7 protein-coding genes and 2 pseudogenes are annotated in these 18,909 nt (G+C 65.2%); 2 read left to right on the top strand and 7 right to left on the bottom strand.

Features of this window, described 5'->3' with window-relative positions; translation table 11 throughout:
* Positions 1 to 467 precede the first annotated feature (467 nt).
* Positions 468 to 2,723 carry a ricin-type beta-trefoil lectin domain protein gene (locus FAZ69_RS07460; RefSeq protein WP_240702136.1) on the top strand — a complete coding sequence of 752 codons (2,256 nt, stop codon included), beginning with the start codon at positions 468 to 470 and terminating at the stop codon, positions 2,721 to 2,723.
* Positions 2,724 to 2,732: 9 nt separating this feature from the next.
* Here the strand turns inward: FAZ69_RS07460 and FAZ69_RS07455 are convergent, their stop codons facing one another.
* The gene (locus FAZ69_RS07455; protein WP_136893301.1) at positions 2,733 to 3,824 is read right to left on the bottom strand and encodes a glycosyltransferase family 4 protein; all 1,092 of its coding nucleotides are present in this window, start codon (positions 3,822 to 3,824) and stop codon (positions 2,733 to 2,735) included.
* Positions 3,825 to 4,203: 379 nt separating this feature from the next.
* Between FAZ69_RS07455 and FAZ69_RS07450 the strand changes: the two genes are divergently transcribed.
* Positions 4,204 to 4,992 carry a sulfite exporter TauE/SafE family protein gene (locus FAZ69_RS07450; protein WP_136893300.1) on the top strand — a complete coding sequence of 263 codons (789 nt, stop codon included), beginning with the start codon at positions 4,204 to 4,206 and terminating at the stop codon, positions 4,990 to 4,992.
* A gap of 17 nt (positions 4,993 to 5,009) precedes the next feature.
* Here the strand turns inward: FAZ69_RS07450 and FAZ69_RS07445 are convergent, their stop codons facing one another.
* From FAZ69_RS07445 to FAZ69_RS07425, 6 genes and pseudogenes are all read right to left on the bottom strand, one after another.
* Positions 5,010 to 6,764 carry a ShlB/FhaC/HecB family hemolysin secretion/activation protein gene (locus FAZ69_RS07445; protein ID WP_136893299.1) on the bottom strand — a complete coding sequence of 585 codons (1,755 nt, stop codon included), beginning with the start codon at positions 6,762 to 6,764 and terminating at the stop codon, positions 5,010 to 5,012.
* A gap of 113 nt (positions 6,765 to 6,877) precedes the next feature.
* Positions 6,878 to 7,538: pseudogene (locus FAZ69_RS07440) on the bottom strand (DUF799 domain-containing protein).
* Between the two features lie 45 nt (positions 7,539 to 7,583).
* Positions 7,584 to 9,182 (bottom strand): annotated as a pseudogene (locus FAZ69_RS07435) (hemagglutinin repeat-containing protein); the annotation flags it as partial.
* A 613-nt stretch (positions 9,183 to 9,795) separates the two neighbouring features.
* On the bottom strand, positions 9,796 to 9,930 hold the full coding sequence (locus tag FAZ69_RS34190; protein ID WP_255451522.1) for a hypothetical protein: 135 nt from the start codon (positions 9,928 to 9,930) through the stop codon (positions 9,796 to 9,798).
* Between the two features lie 11 nt (positions 9,931 to 9,941).
* Positions 9,942 to 17,399, bottom strand: coding sequence for a hemagglutinin repeat-containing protein (locus FAZ69_RS07430; RefSeq protein ID WP_136893298.1), 7,458 nt, complete (start codon positions 17,397 to 17,399; stop codon positions 9,942 to 9,944).
* 167 nt (positions 17,400 to 17,566) lie between these two features.
* Positions 17,567 to 18,748 (bottom strand): porin, encoded by a 1,182-nt coding sequence (locus tag FAZ69_RS07425; RefSeq protein WP_136893297.1) that lies wholly within the window; start codon positions 18,746 to 18,748, stop codon positions 17,567 to 17,569.
* Between the last annotated feature and the right edge of the window lie 161 nt (positions 18,749 to 18,909).

Here is an 18,909-nt window from a genome sequence, read left to right as displayed (position 1 = left end):
GCCTGACGAGGCTTGTCTTGCGATGCTGCGTCATGCTCCCGTGTTCGCTCCCAATCGTAGGCAACATGGGGCGCGGCCAAACCGACGTCTTCAATTTGTTTCGTCGCAGGGCAATTCCGTGCCGCGTGCTAACGGGACGTACAGCGAGCGATAACGGCGGCCCCCAGAACGCTATCGCCAACAGCACTGAGTGCCTCCGGGACAGGCCGTCCGCCCAGGACGCGCTTTTGGTTACTTTTGGCAAGGACAAAAGTGACCCCGGTCCCGGGGAGGGACGGACTATACGCACCGCCGCGAATTCAAAGTTTTCACGAAAACCCAGACAAAAGAACATAAATCCGAAGATCGCCTTCTTACTGTGCGCGCTAGCGAGCCTCCCCCCGTGCGCGGCGCACGCCACAACCGCTGACTGCCGCCCCGGCACGCTCGTCACCGTCGTCGCCCACCTCGACGACGATCTCCTCTTCGTGAACCCCGGCATCAGCGAGCGCATGCACGCGGGCTGGTGCATCGTCACCGTCCATCTGATCGGCGGCTCGGACAGCGGCCCGTTCAGCTACGTCCTCACGCGCGAGAAAGCCATCCGGCAGGCCTATGCGCGCATGGCCGGCGTGCCGAACGAGTGGGACGAATCGACCGTCGAGATCGCCGGCAAGCCCGTGCACCAGATGGTCATGAAGCGGCTGCCGCGCGTGAAGCTGCTCGAGATGCGCCTGCCGGGCGGCCGCGTGCGCGGCGGACGCGTCCCGCTCGCGCTCCTGTGGGACGAAAGCGCCACGATCGCGAGCTACCCGATGAACGCGGACGGCTCGGGCGGCGCCCGTTACGACCGCGCCGCGCTGATCGCCACGCTGGGCGCGATCCTCAAGGACGCGACCGAGATCTTCACGCTGAACCCCGACACGGTGCCCTTCATCGAGCACCCCGACCACATCTACTCCGCGCGCATCACGCGCAATGTCGCGCAGACGCTGGGTTTGGCCGTGCCGATCCGCTACCACCTCACCTACCCGATGGGCGGCCTGCCGATGAACGTGCCCGCCGCCGAGGTTCAGCTCAAACGCGACGAAGTCGCAAGCTACTTCACGATCGACGGCAACGAGGGGACCCACGTCTTCGGCGAGTACCAGTGGAACGGCAACTGGGTCGCGCGCCGCTATTCGTTCGCTGGGCAAACGAATCGTCCCGAGCCGGATTTCGTGCCGCGCACGCTCAATCTCGTCAACGCCTACACGAGCCAATGCCTGACCTCGGCCGGCGCGGGCAAGCCCCCCTCTCTCGCCGCCTGCACGGGCACGCCCGCCCAGGATTGGCGCTGGCAGCCCGTCACCGGCTATCCCGGCAATCCGCACGATGCGGCGCTCGTGAGCGAAGCGTCATGGCTGTGCGTGGCTGAGCGCGGCCGAGGCCTCCTCGAGGAGACCTGCGATGCGTCCGATATCGCGCAGCGCTGGACGCCTTGGGACTTCGGCCTCGTCTACACGCCGTGGCGGCGCTGTCTCGGCGAGAAGGACGGCGTGCTCGCGCTCGGCGCATGCGCGCCGCTCACGACCGAATACCGCTGGGCGCCGACGCCGCATTCGCAATGGACCGACCTGCGCCTGGAAGGCGCGATGTACGCGGACGTCAGGGGCAACGGCAAGCCGGGCGCGGTGTTCGTCGAGCGCCGCCGCGACGGGCCGGGCTTCGACGTCTGGGCCACCGATCTCGCACCGGGCGCGCACGCCGAGCGCTGGTACGCGAACGCGGTGCCGTTCGACTACACGTCGATCCAGCCGACCTGCCAAGGCGACACCCTCTGCTTCGACAGCACGCGCTTTCTGCTCGCCGATTTCGAAGGCACGGGCCGCGCCGATTTGATGGCGATCGCGCCGCGCGGCGGCGGCACCGCGTTCTGGCTGATGCGCAGCACGGGCAGCGGTTTCGAGAAGCCGCGTCTGTGGTATCAGAGCGCGCTCTCGCCCGCGCTCGCGCAGCAATACGCGGCGGCGGATTTCAGCGGGCATGGCCGCGCCGACGTGATGGCCGCACAGCGCCGGGCTCACGCGGACGGGCTCGATCTCTGGGTGCTCGCCAGCAACGGCGCGACGGGCAGCGACCCGGCGCTATGGATGGCCGCGCCGGGCCTTGCCGACGGCACGCAGTTTCTCGCGGCGCATATCGCGGGTTCGGCGGGTTCGGCGCGCACGGGCCTGCTGGCGCTCGAGCGATCATCGGAGGCGGGTCTTTCGATCACGCAGCTCGCCAGCTCCGGCAGCGCGTTCAACGAAGCCGGCAGCAAGCAGCGCTTCACCGGCTTTCCGGCCACCCTCGCCAAGGCGGCCTCGGGCGACGTGGACGGCGACGGCGTCGACGACCTGATCGTCCTCTCCGCACGCAATCCGAATGCGCAAAACCGCGCGAACATCGATGTCTGGATGATGAAGGGCGGCGCGCGCTTCGCCGACCCGGAGCGCATCGCGACGCTCAACGGCGTTTCCTGGGCGGACGAGATCCCCGCCCTGGTCCAACCATCCGGCAACGCTTGGCAAAGGCAAGGCCCCACGCTCGTGCTCTTCGAGCGCGCGAACGCGGTCATCGGCGATACCTACTTCACGGGCGGCGCGCCCGGCCTCGCCGGCTACCCGCTCTCGCGCGATGCGAAGCTCGGCCCGATGGAAGACTGGGGCAGCCTGCCGGGGCTCTTCACCGAGACCTTGCGGCTCGATCGGCAGCGGCAGTGAACCCTCGGTTCAACTCAACCCCACCCGCACCCCCAGCACCTGCCTGGCGATCGCCAGATAGCGGTCGGCGGTGTCCTGCAGCGTAAGCCCCGTGAGCGGCCGCACCGCGCGCGGCTGCTCGAGCGCATCGGCGAGCGCGCGGCCGAACACGTCGGCATCCTTGGTATCGACGAGCCGCACGCACGGATAGCTCCCCGCGAACTTGAACGCCGGAATCGCATTCGCGACGACCGGGATCCCCGACGCCAGCGCCTCGAGAAAGCTGATGCTGTGCGCCTCGAAGCTCGACGGCATCGCAAACGCGCTCGACGCGCACAGGATCCCGGCGACGTCCGAGCGCGGCCCGGTCACGTCGACGCGCGCGCCGATGCCAAGCTCGCGGACAAGCGAGACGACCGCCTCGTAGTAGTCGCGGTCCTCGATCACGCCGCACAGCAGCAGGCGCGCTTGCGGCTCGATATCGAGCGTGCGCTTGAACGCGCGCACGGTGTCGAGCTGGTTCTTCTCGCGGATATAGCGGCCGATCTGCACGACCTGCTTGCTCTCGCCGCCCGGCTTGCGCGCCGGCGCGCAGCCCTTCCCGGGCACGAAGCACGAGGTGTCGACGCCGTTGGGCACGACGATCAGCGACGGATGCTCGCCGATCTCCATCAGATATTCGTCGATGTTCTTCTGCGACACGCCGATGACCGCCTTCGCGCGCGACGACAGGAGCCGCTCGGCGCGCTGCAGCATGTTGGAGTCGCGGAAGTCGTTCACGCCCGAGTGCATCACCCAGACGATCGGCACGGAAAGCGGCAGCGCGCGCACGTAGAGCGCGGGAATGGTGGCGTGCGCGAAGATGATGTCCGGCTTGAACTGGCGGATCGCGCGATAGAGGAACAGGAGCCGCCCGATCCTCGAGTAGGTGCGGCGGGGAAACAGGCACGTCACGCCGTGCGCGGCGAGCTCGCCGCGCACGAGCTCGAAGTCGCCATGCTGCGGCAGCAGCGACGCCAGGCAAACACTGTGGCCGCTTTTCTGATGACCGATGGCGATCCCTTTGGCCAGCATTTCCGCTCCGGACAGCCGCGGCGCCAGAACGAGTTGAAGAATGCGCATCAAGACTCCCCCGGGACTTCGAACATCTCTCCTCAAGCATGCATGATGCCCGCGCGAGCCGGTCCGCCCGGCGAACATGTGTCGGCTAGTACGTTACAGCCACAGGAAAGGTGCGCGCTCGCCATCTGATAGCACTAATCAGCCTGCCTGCCGTGCCGATATCCAGTTGTCGGGAAATTGACACACCCGGATTGGCAGTGCTGTGCGAACTCGCACGAAAACGACGGATTTTCCGGCCGGGTTCTTCGCTGCGCTGCGGCATTGCCGCGCTTTTGCGACAATGTCGACCTTTGCCGGCGCGACGATGCGCCCGCGCCGGTCCCCGTTGTCCGTCTTTCCAACCCTCGGCCCATTGAGCGCGGCCTTAGCCGGCCGCTGATTGCGCATGCCACATATCGATCTGATGTACTCCGCTTCCGGCCTCGGCGTCGGGTTCCTGGTCGGCCTGACCGGCGTCGGCGGCGGCTCGCTGATGACGCCGCTGCTCGTGCTGCTGTTCGGCGTGCATCCGGCCACGGCCGTCGGCACCGACCTGCTGTACGCCGCGGCGACCAAGGCCACCGGCACGCTCGTGCACGGCCTGAAGGGCTCGGTGGACTGGCGCGTGACCGGACGCCTCGCCGCGGGCAGCGTGCCCGCCGCCGCCATCACGCTGTGGCTGCTGCACCGCTACGGGATGAACTCGCACGCCGCGGCCACGCTGATCCAGAACGTGCTGGGCGCGGCGCTCCTCATCACCTCGATCGCGCTCGTGTTCCGGCCGAAGCTGGCCGCCTTCGCGGCGCGCCATGCGAGCGCGCCCGCGCCGCTGCGCACCGCCTTGCTCACGGCCCTCACGGGCGCCGTGCTCGGCGTGCTCGTGTCGCTGACCTCGGTCGGCGCGGGCGCGATCGGCGTCACCGTGCTGTTGCTGCTCTACCCCACCCTGCCGACGACGCGCATCGTCGGCTCCGATATCGCGCACGCGGTGCCGCTCACGCTGATCGCAGGGATGGGGCATTGGCTGCTGGGGTCGGTCGACTGGTCGATGCTGCTGTCGCTGCTGGTCGGATCGCTGCCCGGGATCGCGATCGGCAGCCATCTGTCGGCGCGCGCGCCCGATGCGCTGTTGCGCAACCTGCTGGCGGCGACGTTGACGCTGGTGGGGGTCAGGCTGGTGATGAGTTGACCGGCGCGCAGTCTTCGTCAGAACTGCGAGGTCAACTGGAATCCGATTGTCACGCGCGCGGTATCGAAGCCTGACGGCTTGTAAACCGGCGTGCCGGCGAACAGGTCATACGCATAGGCGCCGAAACGCGTCGCCACGCTGCCCTTCACGCCGATCACCGCGCCCGCCAGCTGCGTGCCGACGAGCGCGACCACCCGCGGCCCCCAGACGCGGCCATAGTCCAGCCCCGCGTAAATCGCCTGTCCGGTCTGCCCGATCGGCATCTGCAATTCGTTGCGCCAGTAAAGACCGCGCGCCGCCGCGAGCATCGTCTCGCCGTCGAAGCCGCGCACGGTATAGCGGCTGCCGATGGTCAGGTCGTCGATGTAGTACAGCGTGTTGCCCGTGTATTGGCCGTGCAGGGTCGTCACGTATCGCAACGGCTGTTGCGCGATGGCGAACGGTGCCGAGAGGTTCGCGTCGAGGACGGCCATCTTGTAGCGATACGTCGGGCCGCCGCCCGGCGCGAGCACGTCGTCCTGCGCGCCGAACGCGCCGATGCCTTGACGGTACGCGAGCGATCCGTCGAACTGCGCACCGCCGAAATAGTGGCGATCGGTCAGGCCGATTTCGACGAACGTGTTGTTGCGGCGTTGCTGAGGGATCTCCGTGTCTTCGATGAAGCTTTGGCCGAAGCGGCGCGACAGGCGGAACTGCACGCCGAGCACGTCGTTCTGGCTGCGCGCGAGCACGCGGGCGAGCTTCATGTCGACCGTCTGCGAATTGCCGCTCGCGACGAAAGTTTGATTCACCCCGGCGATCTGCTGGTAGTAGGTGTTCGTGTAGGCGGAGAGCGTCGCGGTCCAGTAGCCCCACGGGATCGAGTAGAAGCCGTTCCAGCCGTGCGAGCCCAGGCGCTTGTCGCCGAATTCGAGGTCCTGGCTCACGCCGAGATTGAAGAGGTCGTTCAGGCCCAGCGGGTTGTCGATGCCGAGCGACAGGTTGCCTTGCAGCTTGCCGGTTGCGCGTGTGCCCGAGTTGTCGAGCGACGCGACGACGGTCCACGGCTTGGCGCGCTTCACGTCGAGCACGACGTCGCTTTCGCCGGGAACGTCGGCGGGGACGATCTGCATCGAGACGTCCTGGCTCGTCACGCGCTTCATCTGCTCGAGGCCTTGTTCGAGGTCGCGCAGATTCAGGAGGTCGCCGTTGCGGGTTGGGAACGCCGTTTTCCAGGTGCCGCGTAGCGTCTCGTCGGTGAAATGCACGCGACGGATCACGCCGGGGATCAACGCGAGTTTCAGCGTGCCGCTCGACAGGTCCTGCTCGGGCAGCAGGACGCGCGTCGTGAGGTAGCCGCGCGACAGGATCTGCTGGGACAAGCTCTTGACGAGGATGTCGATGCCTTGCTTGCCGATGCATGCGCCCGCGTAGTGTTCGAGCCATTCGCGGGCGAAGGCGAAGCGGTCTTGCGGCAGCGCGGAGGCGCCTTGCGACTTCACTGCGTCAGGCAGCGTGCCGGGGACGTCGAGCGTGAAGCGGTCGATTTGAAAGCATGGTGCTTCAGCCGGCAATGCCGGATACCTTTCGACGCTCGGCACTTCTGAGCGAACCGAAGGCGCTTGTACGGTAACGTCGCGCTCCACGGCGTCGTGTTGCTGCTGTACCTGCTGTTGCTGTTCCGCGTTGGCGCGGGCGGCGGCCTCGGCCGGTGTGGGTGCGCGCTGCTGCGCATTGAGCGCGAGCGAAACTACGGCGAGCGGCAGTGCCGCCAGCCTCGATGTGATTTTCATAAAGACTGCTATTGCTGAAGATGAGCGCCTGTTGCCTCGGTTTTCGCGGCAACAGGCGCTGCCTGGGGCGGGCTAGCCAACCGATGGAACCGGCCTAGCCGCCACGCAGAGCGTCAATCCGTGCCGTACTTGGGCGAACGCGGACCGTAGAGAATGCCGCCCGGCTTCCCGGCCGACAGCAGGCGAGCGCTTGTCACGCCGGCCATGTTGTAGCCCTGGTCGGTCGCGCTGTTGATGATCTGCTTGACGGCGGCCACCACCAGCATGCCGATCAAGCCGCCGCCGCTGCTGTTATTGCCTTCGTTGCTCGAGGCGCTGGCATGGCCGGTCCACAGCGTCTGGCCGCCCACCAGGTCCACGAGCTTGGCATCGGCCGCGACGACGGTGGCGCTGTCGAGCACCATGTACTTGGTGCCATATTTGGTGATGGTGATGTACAGCGCGGCATCGGCGCCAAAGATGTCCCTGAGCTTGGCGGCCGGTACGCCATGGATGTCGCCGGCGACGGTCAGGCCGTTTTGGCGGAAGGTCTCGTCCACCAGCGCAACCGGCAGCACGTAGTAGCCGGCCTCGGCGAGCGGCACGGTCACCTGCGACAGCATGCCGTAGGTCGCATTGACGTCCGGCGATTCGTTGAGCGGCGGCAACACCAGGATTGAACGCGGCTTGCTGGCCTTGAANCGAGTAATCCACGTTCCTGACCGGCGCCGTGCAACCGGCCATCAAGGCAACCAGGCCAGCGGCGGCAAACAGTTTCAGAAAGCGCTTGGCCATCAGTTGGACTCCTTTTTGACGTTTTTCATCAGGAAGTCGATATACGCCCCCGCTTCCGGAAACAGCGCTCGAGTGATTCTGAATCTCCGAGAACGTGAGGGTCCCCGTATTGAGCACATTCTTCGACGCCTCCGCATCGCTCCCGATCACCGCCCCCTTCAGATCCGTATTGCCCTTCACGTTCAGACTGAACCCGCCCTCCCCAGCTTGAATTCCCGCTTGCTCATTGACCCCAGCGTATGAGCCATTCGCATCGCCATGCGAGGCGCTAAAGCTTGCACTGCCCCCGCCTTGGCTCACGTTAAAGCCTCCGCCCATGCTCTCCTGATGCGCCGCGCTCCTTAGCGTGTCCTGCACGCTGGCGATATTCAGGTTGCCGCCGATATCCGCATTCACCTGCTTGCCGCTCACATTCGAGCCAATGAGGTTCGTATCGCCACCCGACAGAATCGTCACCGTGTTCGCCGCGTTCACATGGCTGTTGTTCTTCGTCGCCAGATCGCTGTTGCCGTCGCCATGCGCCTTAGCCATCGCCGCCGAAACCCCAATGCCCTGCGTGCCTATCGACACCCCCACGCTCGCGCTCTTCGACTCTTGCGTGCTACGCGTCGAATCCGTATCGGTCGTATTGACAATGTTGATCTGATTGTTCGCCGCCAGAATCACATCGTTGGCGCTGACATTCGAGCCCGCAATCGTCACATTACCGCTTCCCGCCGTGCCGTTGCCCGTGGCCACGAACGCCGCCGTGCCGCCTGCGCTCACCTTCGTACCCCGGTTCGTCACGCTATCCTCCGCGAACGTGTTCTTGCTATGGCTACTGCCGTAGCTCAGTTCAAGCTTCGCTTCCGGCTGCGCCAGCGCCTTGCCCGCCGCACCCACTGCATCAATCGCACTACTGGCCGCCGCCATCCCATGCAGGGCTGCGGCTCGGTCATCCTGGCTGCGGCTCGCCGCGCGCGCTTGATTCACCGTATTGGACACCGCGTCAATCACCGGCGCCTTCACCGCAAGCGTAAAGCCGCTCTGTTTGACCTCGTGCGTCTCGTCGTGGTGCCGTGTATCGACGCCCGAGTCGATCGTCACATTCGCCCCGGTGCCCGTGACGTTTTGCCCGGCAAGCAGATCACTCCCCGTGACATGTAGATCCTTGCCCGCGGTGATGTTCAGACTGCCGTTCAGCGAGCCCAGCGTGCTGCCGGTGTTTGCCACTTCCGTGGTGTGGGCCGTGTCGGTTTGCGTCTTGCTGCCCACTGAAATGCCGATTCCGCCGCCCGTGCCGAAGCCGCTTTCCTTCTTCTCGTAGTAGTCCGACGAGCGCATCGTGTCCTGCGAGGTCGTGATCGTCACGTTGCCCGCCGCAGCCAGATTCACGTCGTTCGTGCCCACGATCGTGCTGCCCACAACGTTGATATCCCGCCCGCTGATGAGATTCACCCCATCCGCTGAAATCAAGCCGCCTTGCGCATACGTCGCCGTCTGATCCAACCCGCTCGCCACGCCCGTATGGCTGTGCGTCTCGTCCATCTTCAGCGCATGCGTTTCGCTCGCCGCGCCGATGTTCACATCCCCCGCCGCGATCAGGTTCGCCTCGCCCTTGTCCAAACTGATCGCACTGCCCTGTAGCGTGATGTCCTTGCCCGATTCTCGATCACCCGACATCCCCACCGTTGCCCAGAACGGTTTTTGCCTGACGCAACAAGCGCTTGCAAACCGTTTCGCCCCGACGTGCCCCGCTTGCCGCAATTTTTTGCCCCGACGTGCGTTTTGACCCAAAGGCGCGAGTCTGCCAGAGACACGGTTGCATTCCTCTCGAATTATTTCGCATCACCCAGCACCTTCAGCCCGCCGGGTTTGACGGCGGCCGAAGGCCGACGGCAAACCCGGCGGCAACAGGGCCGTGGCGCACCACTGCGTCACGAACACGACAGTGCGCCAACACTCACAGCCCGCTGACCACCACCAACTCAACCGAGGAGTTGACCATGGCTACTGCCAATCTTAAACCACGTCTATCGCCCGCACGCCCTCACAACGCCATGGGCACAACCTTGCGCGATTCGCCCGACTACCCCCCCCCCGCCTGCGCCCTTCATCCCATGGATGCAAATCGCTGACGTATGGCTCAAACATGCGGGCTTTTCGCCAGGGCAACGCATGCGCATCGCCTTCGATTACCGCAACAACTGCCTCACCATTTCGCCTGAGCTCGAATAAACCGCTACAAACAGCAACCCCGCCAAGGCCGGGGTTGCTGTTAGCTCAGTAGCTTTTCAATTACTGCACTTCCTATCATCACTGCTATTACAGCGATAAATACCCAGTAGACAGTTTTTTGCTTTTTACTCATGCGTGCCCATTGCTCTGGCGTAGGGCCTCCACCAGTTGCCATTTCAACCTCCGTTACTTGCTCCCCCCAACAGGAACAGAATGTCCCCAGGGCATTACACCGAAGGTCTTTCCTCCGGGAGATCCAATTCCGAGCTCAATGGCATTTCCGCCTCCGTAAGCGTGTGTAATCGCACCAAACACGTTGACACCAAATGGCGTGGGAACGGATGCAAAGTATTGGCTTCCACTACCATTCATGAATGAATTTGTTGCGCTTCCATCACGCGCGCCGATGATCCATCCGAATGTTACGGTTCCGCTCGGCATCCAAGACACAGCAGATGGGTTTGTCATTGCCACTCCACCTCCAACATATCGTTGGCCATCGTAAAGATTCATGGAAAGCGTTCCATTGGCAGATAGTACGCCGCCATTTGCGGTCGCATAGTTCGGCGATATCGAGGCAATCAGTGGCGACTCGCCAAGCGCCTTCGACATCTCGCCCTGCGCCTGCAAGAGCTGCTTGACCTGCGCATCGGTGCAGGTCGTACCGGCCCCGCAAACCTTGCTCACGAGATCCACCCTGAACGGGTCTTTGTCCTTACCCATCCCAAACGGGCCACCCGTGCCACCGGTTCCATCAGCATTCCCGAAGCTTCGATTGTAGAGATCCGCATTGGCCGCCGTCACCGCTCCCACGTTGCCGCCGATCAGGAAGCCGCCCGCTCCCGCAATCACGTTCGATGCGATGTTACCTATCGTCATCGAACCCGTGGCATCGCCGATATTGTCCGCCAAGCCGTTGAGCTTTCCAGCAAACGCCGCAGCTAATCCGGCCCCAGCCGCGCCTTGCGCCGCTGTGCCGATGCCACCGCCACCGAGTCCGCCAATGAGTGCACCACCGCCCACGTGCAGCGCGACTCGGTTGGCCCCTCCCTCTGCCCACGAATCCGCCTGAGCTTGCCATTGCGCGGCGAGTTCAGGGTTGCCAGTTTCGGCAGCCATTTTCGCGTTGGCCTGGGCTTCCTTTTGTTTCTGATCGGCGTATGCACCTATGCCTTGTGCGACGACTTGGCCCGCCGCCTGCACGGCATTCATCATGTCGGCCTGATCCGCGAGAAGCCCCTGCACATCCGGCAGCTTCGACACCGTGCCATTCAGGTTCGAAGTGTCGCGGTTTGAGCTCGCCACGTCCTGCGTCTGGTTCGCCTGATCCGTGATGCTGATCGTGCCCGGGGCAATCGCGCTTCGCGTGCTCGCATCCTCGCTGCCGCTGTCATGCTGGCTCAGCATCGGCGTCACCCCGCCCGCGCCACTGACCGAGCCCGTACCGCTCGCCTTGCCCGTCGCACCCGTGCTAAAGCCGCTGCTCGATGCGCTGTACTCCGAGTGGTTCTGCAGATCCGAGAAGGTCAGCGTCCCCGTGGCGAGGCCGTTCTTGTCCGCATCCGCCGTGCTCGCGATATACGCGCCACTCAGATCCGTATTGCCCTTCACGTTCAGATTGAATCCGCCGTCGCCCGCTTGGATACCCGCCTGCTCATTGACGCCCACGTACGAGCCACTTGCATCGCCATGCGACGTGCTAAAGCTCGCGCTACCCCCGCCCTGGCTGATGCTAAAGCCCCCGCCCATGCTGCTCTGATGCGCCGCGCTCGTCGTCACATCCTGCACGCTTGCAATATTCAAGTTGCCGCCGATATCGGCCAGCACCGTGTTACCCGTCACGTTCGCGCCGATGAGGTTGGCGTTGCCGCCCGAGACCAGCGTGACGGAATTCGCACCGCTCACATGCGTGTTGTTCTGAATCTGCGCATCGCTGTTGCCGTCGCCATGCGCCTTCGACATCGCCGCCGACACACCAAACCCATTCGTGCCGAACGACACCCCCACGCTCGCGCTGCTCGCCTCGTTCGTGCTGCGCGTCGAATCCGTATCCGTCGTGTTGATGAGGTTGATTTGGCTCTTCGCCGACAGAATCACATCGCTCGCGCTCATGTTCGAGCCCGCAATCGTCACATTGCCGCTGCCAGGCGCGCCGTTGCCCGTCGCCACGAACGCCGCCGTGCCGCCGGCCATCACCGTCGAGCCCGTGTGCGTCGCCTGGTCCTCCGAGAACGTGTCCTTGCTATGCGACGAGCCCACGCTCACCTGTACGGCGAGACTCGGGCTCGGGCCAGCCAAGGCGCCGCCCGTCACGCCCGCCACCGTCATCGCCGCATTGCCCGCCGCGGCGATCCCGTGCAACGCCGCCGCTCGCCCGTCGCGGCTTTCGCTCGCCGCACGCGATTGGTTCACCACGTTGGACGCCGACTCCGCCACGCTGCCCGCCAAACCCACCGTCACGCCGCTTTTCGACACCTCATGCGTGCGGTCGTAGTGGCTCGTGTTTTGTGCCGCATCGATCGTCACGTTCGCGCCCGTGCCGCTGATGTTTTGCGCCGCGATCAGGTTGCTGCCCGTCACGTGCAAGTCGTTGCCCGCCGCGATGCTCAGATTGCCCGCGAGCGAGCCGATCGTGCTGCTGTTATTCGTGACCGATGACGTGTGTTGCTGGTCCTTGGTCGATTGCGAGCCCACCGAGACCGCAAAGCCCCCGCCCGACATCAACCCCGTCTCTTTCTTCTGGTAGTAGTCCGACGAGTTGAAGGTGTCTTGCGAGGTCGTAATCGTCACATCGCGCGCCGCACGAAGCGCGACATCGTTCGTGCCCACGATCGTGCTACCCGTCACATTGATGTCTCTGCCGCTCACCACGTTCACGCCATCGGCCGACACAATGCTTCCGACGCTATACGTCGCCGTCTGATCAAGCCCGCTCGCCACCTTCGAGCCGCTCGCGATTCCGCTATGGCTATGCGTCTCGTCCATCTTGAGCGCATGCGTCTCAGTGGCCGCGCCGATGGAGACGTCGCCCGCAGCGATCAGGTTCGCATTGCCTTGCGCGAGGCTGATCGCGCTGCCTTGTAGCGTGATGTCCTTGCCCGACACGAGGTTGACCGTGTCGCCGCCCGTCAGCGTCGTGCCCGTGAGCGTCTGGTCCAATGCGTGATACGTCTCCGCATAGCTGCGCCCGCTGCCGCTGCCCGCGCTCGAGCTGTCCACCGTCGAGGTGCCGCTCGCCGAGAGCAGCGACACGTTGCCTTGCGCGGCGATCGTCCCGCCGCCGCCCAGGTCGATCTGCGCACCCTTTGCCGTCAGATCGCCACCCACCGCAATCGCCGACGCCCCTCCGACCGTCACGCTGCTGCCCACGGCACTGCGAATGTCTGTATTCGAGACGCCACTATCGCGTGCCACCACTTTGTGCTCGCCGACTTCCTGCGCACCAAGCGTCCAATCCCCGTCGATCTGCATCCCCAGGTTGCCGCCCACCGACAGCGCCCCCGCGTTCTGCCGGAAGTCGCCGCCCGTGATGATCGCGGCGTCGCCCGCCACGTCGAGCTGCGCAATGGGCCCAAGCGCCGTGTTCACGCGCGTTGCGCCATCGGCATTGACCTGCTTCGTCGTCTGCGTCGCCGTATCCAGAATCAGGTCGCTGCCCGCGTTCAAGAAGAGGCTCCCCGCCTTCAAGTTCGCCGAGGTCAGATCGACATCGCCCGTCGTCGTCAACGCCATCAGAGCGCCGCTTTGCAGCGAACCGTAACGGTTGTCAATGCTCGCGCCGTCGATCGAGAGGCTGTTCGTCGCCTTGACCGTGCCGCTGTTGACGAACGATTGCGTGTTTTTCAAATCGATGTCGCGCGCCGCGATCAAGGGACCATTGCCCATCTCCTGCTGATCGGCCTTCGCCAGATACACGACCGGCACCAGCACCGTTTGCCCATCGACGATGCGCGTCTCCATCAGCACGACATTGCTCGTCAACTGCGCGACCTGCGCGGCCGACAACCCCATGCCCAGCGGCAGATTCAGCGATTGCGCGAGCGCCGCGCCCGAGGCGAGCAACGCGCCATACATCGACTCGATGTTCGTGTACGGCCCCAGCACCGCCTTGCCCGTGAGCGACGTGATCTGGTTGCGCACCAGTTGCTGTTCATAGAAGCCGTCGCCCAAGCGCTTGGCGACCTGATCGGGATTCAGCCCCAATTGCTGCAGGTAATAGTCGCTCGACATGAACGAGCGCTGATTCGTGAAGGCCGGATTCGTTTCGATTAGGTACGTCGCGCCCGGCGCTGTCGTCGGCTTGAAGAGCCCGCCTTGCGGCATCGTCAGGTTGTTCAGCACGTTTTGCGCGGTGGCGCTCGCGATCACCGGGTCCACGCCACCGTTGACCTTGCCGATGTCCACGCCCGGCGGCAGGCCCAGCGACGGGATCGAGGCGTTGCTGCCCGGGTTGTGAATGCTCACGCCCGTGCCGGAGAGCGTGCCGTTCGCCACGAAGCTCGATTCGTAGCTTGGCAGCGCGTAGGTGCGGATGTCGGCCGGGGCGTTGCAGCCGCTGTCGCAGAACGTATAGCTCCAGAACTTGCTGCCGTCGTAGTTGCGGTACCAGTAGCGGCCCGTATAGGTCACCTTCAGCTGCGGGGCGGTTTGGCCCCGCCAGCTGTCCTGGTCGAGCGTGGCGGGCATCGCGATGTTGCCGGCCGCCGCCACTTGGCTCCAGTAGTTCTGGAGCGTGCCGACCGACGAGGCATCCAGATTCCCGCCCGCCACGATCTGCGCCGCCGGGCTGATCTTCGTGACGAGGTTCGCCAGCGCCGTGCCCGTGTAGGTCGTGTATTGGTAGGTGCTGTTGTATTCGCCGCCGTGCGGCGGCTCCACATACACCCCGCCGATGCTCGCCGGATCCTTCACGCCCACTTGGCCAGTGCGGCCGGACAAGCTGATGCCCAAGCTCTCGAGCAGCGCCGCATCGACCTGCGGCGTCCACGCGGTCTGTACCTCGCGTCGCGTGTTGGTGACGAGATCGGCGGAGAGCGCCATGTCGCCGCCGGACTGGATCAGCCCCGACTGATTCACGATCCGCGCCGCGTTCGTGTAGTGGCCGTTCGCGTCCTTGCCGCCCGCGAGCACCACGCGGCCCAGGCCGTAGATGGCCGTCAGCGCGGGCGTGTCGGTCGCGGTGGTGTCGTCGCGGTTTTGGATGTCGTTGGCGAGCAGTTCGAGCAGACCGCTGCTGTCCGAGGCGCCGATCAGCGCCGTCGGGCCGACGTTCGCGAGCGTCGAAGCGGCCGCGAGCGAGACGCTGCCGCCCACCAGCGTGCCGGTGTTCGTCAGCGTGTTCGAGCTCGTCCGCAACAGGCCGCCTGCGGCCATCGCGCCGCGGTTGACGATGTCGCCGGAATTCACGCGCAGATCGTTCACGCTGATCAGGCCGCCCGCGTTGGTGAACGTGCCCGGCAGCGTGAAGGCAAGGTCGTGGCCCGCGTTGAACTGGTAGTCCGGGGTGTTGGTGAAGTCGCCTTGGAGATTGAGCGTCAGGTCGTTGGCCGCGCTGTAGGCGCCGCCGCCGAACAACGTGCTCGACGTGACGGACAGGTTGCGCGTCGCGCCGATCGTGCCGAGCGCGTTGGAGAGGGCGCCGGTCGTGATGGCGATGTCGCCGCCAGCGTCGCTGACGCTACGCGCGACGGAGAGAGCGGCGACCGTGCCGATTTGCCCGCCGCCGTTGTTCAGACTGTCCGCGCGCAGGCTCAGGCTCGCGCCGCTCAGTTGCCCGCCTTGGGTGTTCACGAGCGAGGCCGCGGTGAGCGTCACGTTGCCGTTGCCGCCGATCACGCCGCCCTGCGCCCCGCGCGCGGTCATGCCGGCGGCGTTCGTGACTTGCCCGGTCGTCGTGATCGACAGATTGTCGCCATCGTCGCTGCCGAGCGACACGATGCGGCCCGCCGTGTTGTCGAGCGACGCGCCCGATGCCGTCAGCGCGCCGCCGCTTTGCAGCGTGCCTTGGTGATTGGAGATATCGCCTGCGTTCAACGTCAGCGCGCCATCGGTGACGAACGTGCCGCCTTGGTTCGCGAGCGCGCCCGAGGCGCGCACCGTCAGCGGCCCGCCCGCGGACATCAGCCCGCCCTGGTTCGATACGCTGCCGCCGTCGATCGTCAGGTCCGCGAGGCTCGACAGCGTGCCGCGATCATTGCGCACGGCGCCCGACGCTTGCGCGTCGAGCGCGCCCTGGGCGCTCGTCGTCGCGCCGCTCAGATCAACGTCGCCCGCATGCGCACGCAGCGATACATTCCCATTCGCGGCCGTCTGCGAGCCGGACAGATCGATCCCGCCGCCCGTCATCGACAGGCTGCCGCCGGCCACGTTCTGGCCCGTCGCGCTCAGCTGACCGGCTGCCGTGACGGCCAGATCTCCGCTCGCGCCCACCGCGCCGTCCGGATTGACGCCTGCGCCGAGTGTGCCGCTCGATGCGACGCTGCCGGCCGTCGCGTCGAGATTGCCCTGCGCGGCGAGCGTGCCGCTGTTTTGCAGCGTGCCGCCCGTTGTGACGCTCACGTTCTGCTGGCCGTAAGTCGTGCCGCTGTTCTGAATGCCGTCCTGCGCCGCGAGGTTCAGATTCCCGCTCGCGTTGGTCTTGCCGGTCAAGACGAGTTGCCCGTTCGTTTGCAGCGTCAGGTCGCCCGCCTGCGCGGCCAGCACGCCCGCGTTCGACACCCCGACTCCGTGCTCATTCGCGACAAGGTGGATACGATTGGCGTACATGCCGCCGAGCTGGCTCACGTCGATCGCCAGCAACGGCGCGGGGCCGTCGCCCTGAATCGGCGTGGCGTTCAATGTATCGTGATCGACGCGATTCGCGCCCGTCACAACGTTCAAATTCTTCGCGTAGATCGCCGCGTTCGCCTGCACCGCGCGCGCGATCAGATCGACCTGATCGACGTTCGAGGCGTTCAGGCCCGCGCCTTGCACGGTGATGAGGCCGCGATTCACATTGAATCCGGCCAGCGAGCCATCCGCTCCGTAGTACGGCTGGCCCGTACTTAGCGTGGCGCGGCTCGTGTTGATGAAGCCGCCGCCATCGACGACGATGCCATTCGGATTGGCCAGCACGACTTCGGCGCGGCTGCCTGCGATCTCCACATAGCCCCGGAGCATGGAGGCGTTCGTACTGTTGACTTGATTGACGATGATGCGCGCCGACTGCCCCTGCCCGAAGTTCGGGTTGCCGTTGATGACGCCCGCCTGCTGCGTGTTCACGAGCGTGGGCGAGTTGTTCAGGATCGCGCCGTTTCTTTGAACGTCGAACTGGTTGTAGGTGTTGACCGAGACGCCTGCTGCGGAGGGCGCGGCGACGTTGACTTGCGGCAGGCCGTTGGGCGTTTGGATGACTTGAGTGGCCGCGCCCGGCGTCGGCACGATCTGCGCGAGGGCCGGTGTGCCACTCGACAGCGCACCGAGCGCCAAAGACATGGCAAGGGCAATGCCGCGCAGCGCAAAGCAAACTGGGTTCGAATGGGAACATGCCCCGGCATGGCGAGTTTCGCCATGATGCGCTCGGGCCGTAGCAGCCGCGGTCTCTTCGACTGCAACCAGCATCCCCCGGCGCGGGTTGAATACCAAGCGGTAGCGGCTCTTGTTCATCGTTCACGCGTCAGACATTTTTAGCGCACGAACGATAGCCGCAATGCTTAGATTTACCTATCAGCCTGTCTGCATCGAACAACAAAACCGCGAAATCGGATTTCTCCGATTGGCATCAAAACGCATAAATCGCGCCCTGCTTCGCAGGGCTGCGCCGCCCGCCGAGATCAGAACTTATGCCGAATCCCAACCACCGCCAGATCCTGCGAGTTCGTCCCCGAGTTCACGCCGAAGTCGCCGATCGACGCCTGCGCGCTGACCACCGCGCCCGACGCGTTCAGCGTGTTGCCGCTCGCCTTCTGATAGCCGAACAGCGCATAGAGATCGGTGCGCTTCGAGAGCGCATAGTCCGCGCCCAGGTTGACCTGGTTGTAGTGCGCCGACGCCGGCCCCGTCAGCGACGTGTAGTTGTAGCCCACGCCCGCGCGCAGCGCCGGGTTCAGCTGGTAGTTGAAGAACGCCGAGCCGTTGTTGAACTTGGCCGTCGTATGGAACAGCGACGATGAATCGTGGCCGTACTGCGTGTTCGAATACGCGAGACCCGTGGTCACCGGACCGATCGCGTATTGCGCGCCCACGCGCACGATCTGGATCGAATCGGCACTCGCGAAGCCCTGGTTGATCACCGTGTTGAAGAGGCTGTCGGAGCTGCTCGTCCAGGCCCGCACGCCGTTGGTCGTGCTGTTGCCGCCGTTCGCGTAGAAGTAGCCCGCGGCGAGCGCGAGCGGCCCGTTCGCGTAGGCCGCGCCGAAGCTGTAGGTGCGCCCGGCCCCGTTCGAGCCCGCCACGCCCCCCAGGCCGTACAGCGCCTCGACCTGGAAGCCCGCCCAGTTCGGACTCACGTACTTGATCGAATTGCTCACGCGCAGGCTGTTGTCGTAGTTGTCGAGGTCGCCCGGGGTGCCGAACACGCCGCCGAAATAGGCGTCTTCAGTGAGCGCCTGCACCTGGTCGACGAGCGGGTCGTACTGGCGGCCCAGCGTGACCGTGCCCCACGTGTTGCCCGAGAGCCCGACCACCGACTTGCGGCCGAACTCGCGCGAGCCCTGCCTGAGCGTGCCGTTGAAGACGCTGAAGCCGTTCTCGAGCTGGAACAGCGCCGAAAGCCCGCCGCCGAGATCCTCGGTGCCCTTCAGGCCCCAGCGGCTGCCCGACACAGTGCCGCTGTTCGCCGCCACGAGCGTCGACTGGTTCCGGCCGTTCGCGCCTTGCGCGTTATGCACGTAGGCGATGCCCGCATCGACGATCCCGTACAGCGTGACGCTGCTCGAACCAGCAGTGCTCTGGGCGTAGGCGCCGACGGACAAAAGGAGGCCGGCGGGCAAGGCGAGGAGTGAAAGACGCTTCATCGTTGGATTCCCGTAGTGACGATCTTGTTGTTGGCAAAACGGGGTGAACGATACGAGATGCAGCGTGCTCGAGAGAACGAATCAATTCTTCGATGCTTATGAAGGCGCGCGAGCGTCGACAGGCGCGTCGCGCGACGCGTCGTCGAGATTGTTACGCGAAT

It is taken from the genome of Trinickia terrae, from assembly GCF_005144415.1.
GTDB lineage: Bacteria > Pseudomonadota > Gammaproteobacteria > Burkholderiales > Burkholderiaceae > Trinickia_A > Trinickia_A terrae.
The sequence above is the reverse complement of the archived record's forward strand: the minus strand, read 5'-3'. Positions and strand labels throughout refer to the sequence as shown.

What these genes read in the sequence shown, in the direction of transcription:
- FAZ69_RS07455 (WP_136893301.1), bottom strand. Translation starts at nt 3,824, where the DNA reads ATGCGCATTCTTCAACTCGTTCTGGCGCCGCGGCTGTCCGGAGCGGAA.
- FAZ69_RS07445 (WP_136893299.1), bottom strand. Translation starts at nt 6,764, where the DNA reads ATGAAAATCACATCGAGGCTGGCGGCACTGCCGCTCGCCGTAGTTTCG.
- FAZ69_RS34190 (WP_255451522.1), bottom strand. Translation starts at nt 9,930, where the DNA reads ATGGCAACTGGTGGAGGCCCTACGCCAGAGCAATGGGCACGCATGAGT.
- FAZ69_RS07430 (WP_136893298.1), bottom strand. Translation starts at nt 17,399, where the DNA reads ATGAACAAGAGCCGCTACCGCTTGGTATTCAACCCGCGCCGGGGGATG.
- FAZ69_RS07425 (WP_136893297.1), bottom strand. Translation starts at nt 18,748, where the DNA reads ATGAAGCGTCTTTCACTCCTCGCCTTGCCCGCCGGCCTCCTTTTGTCC.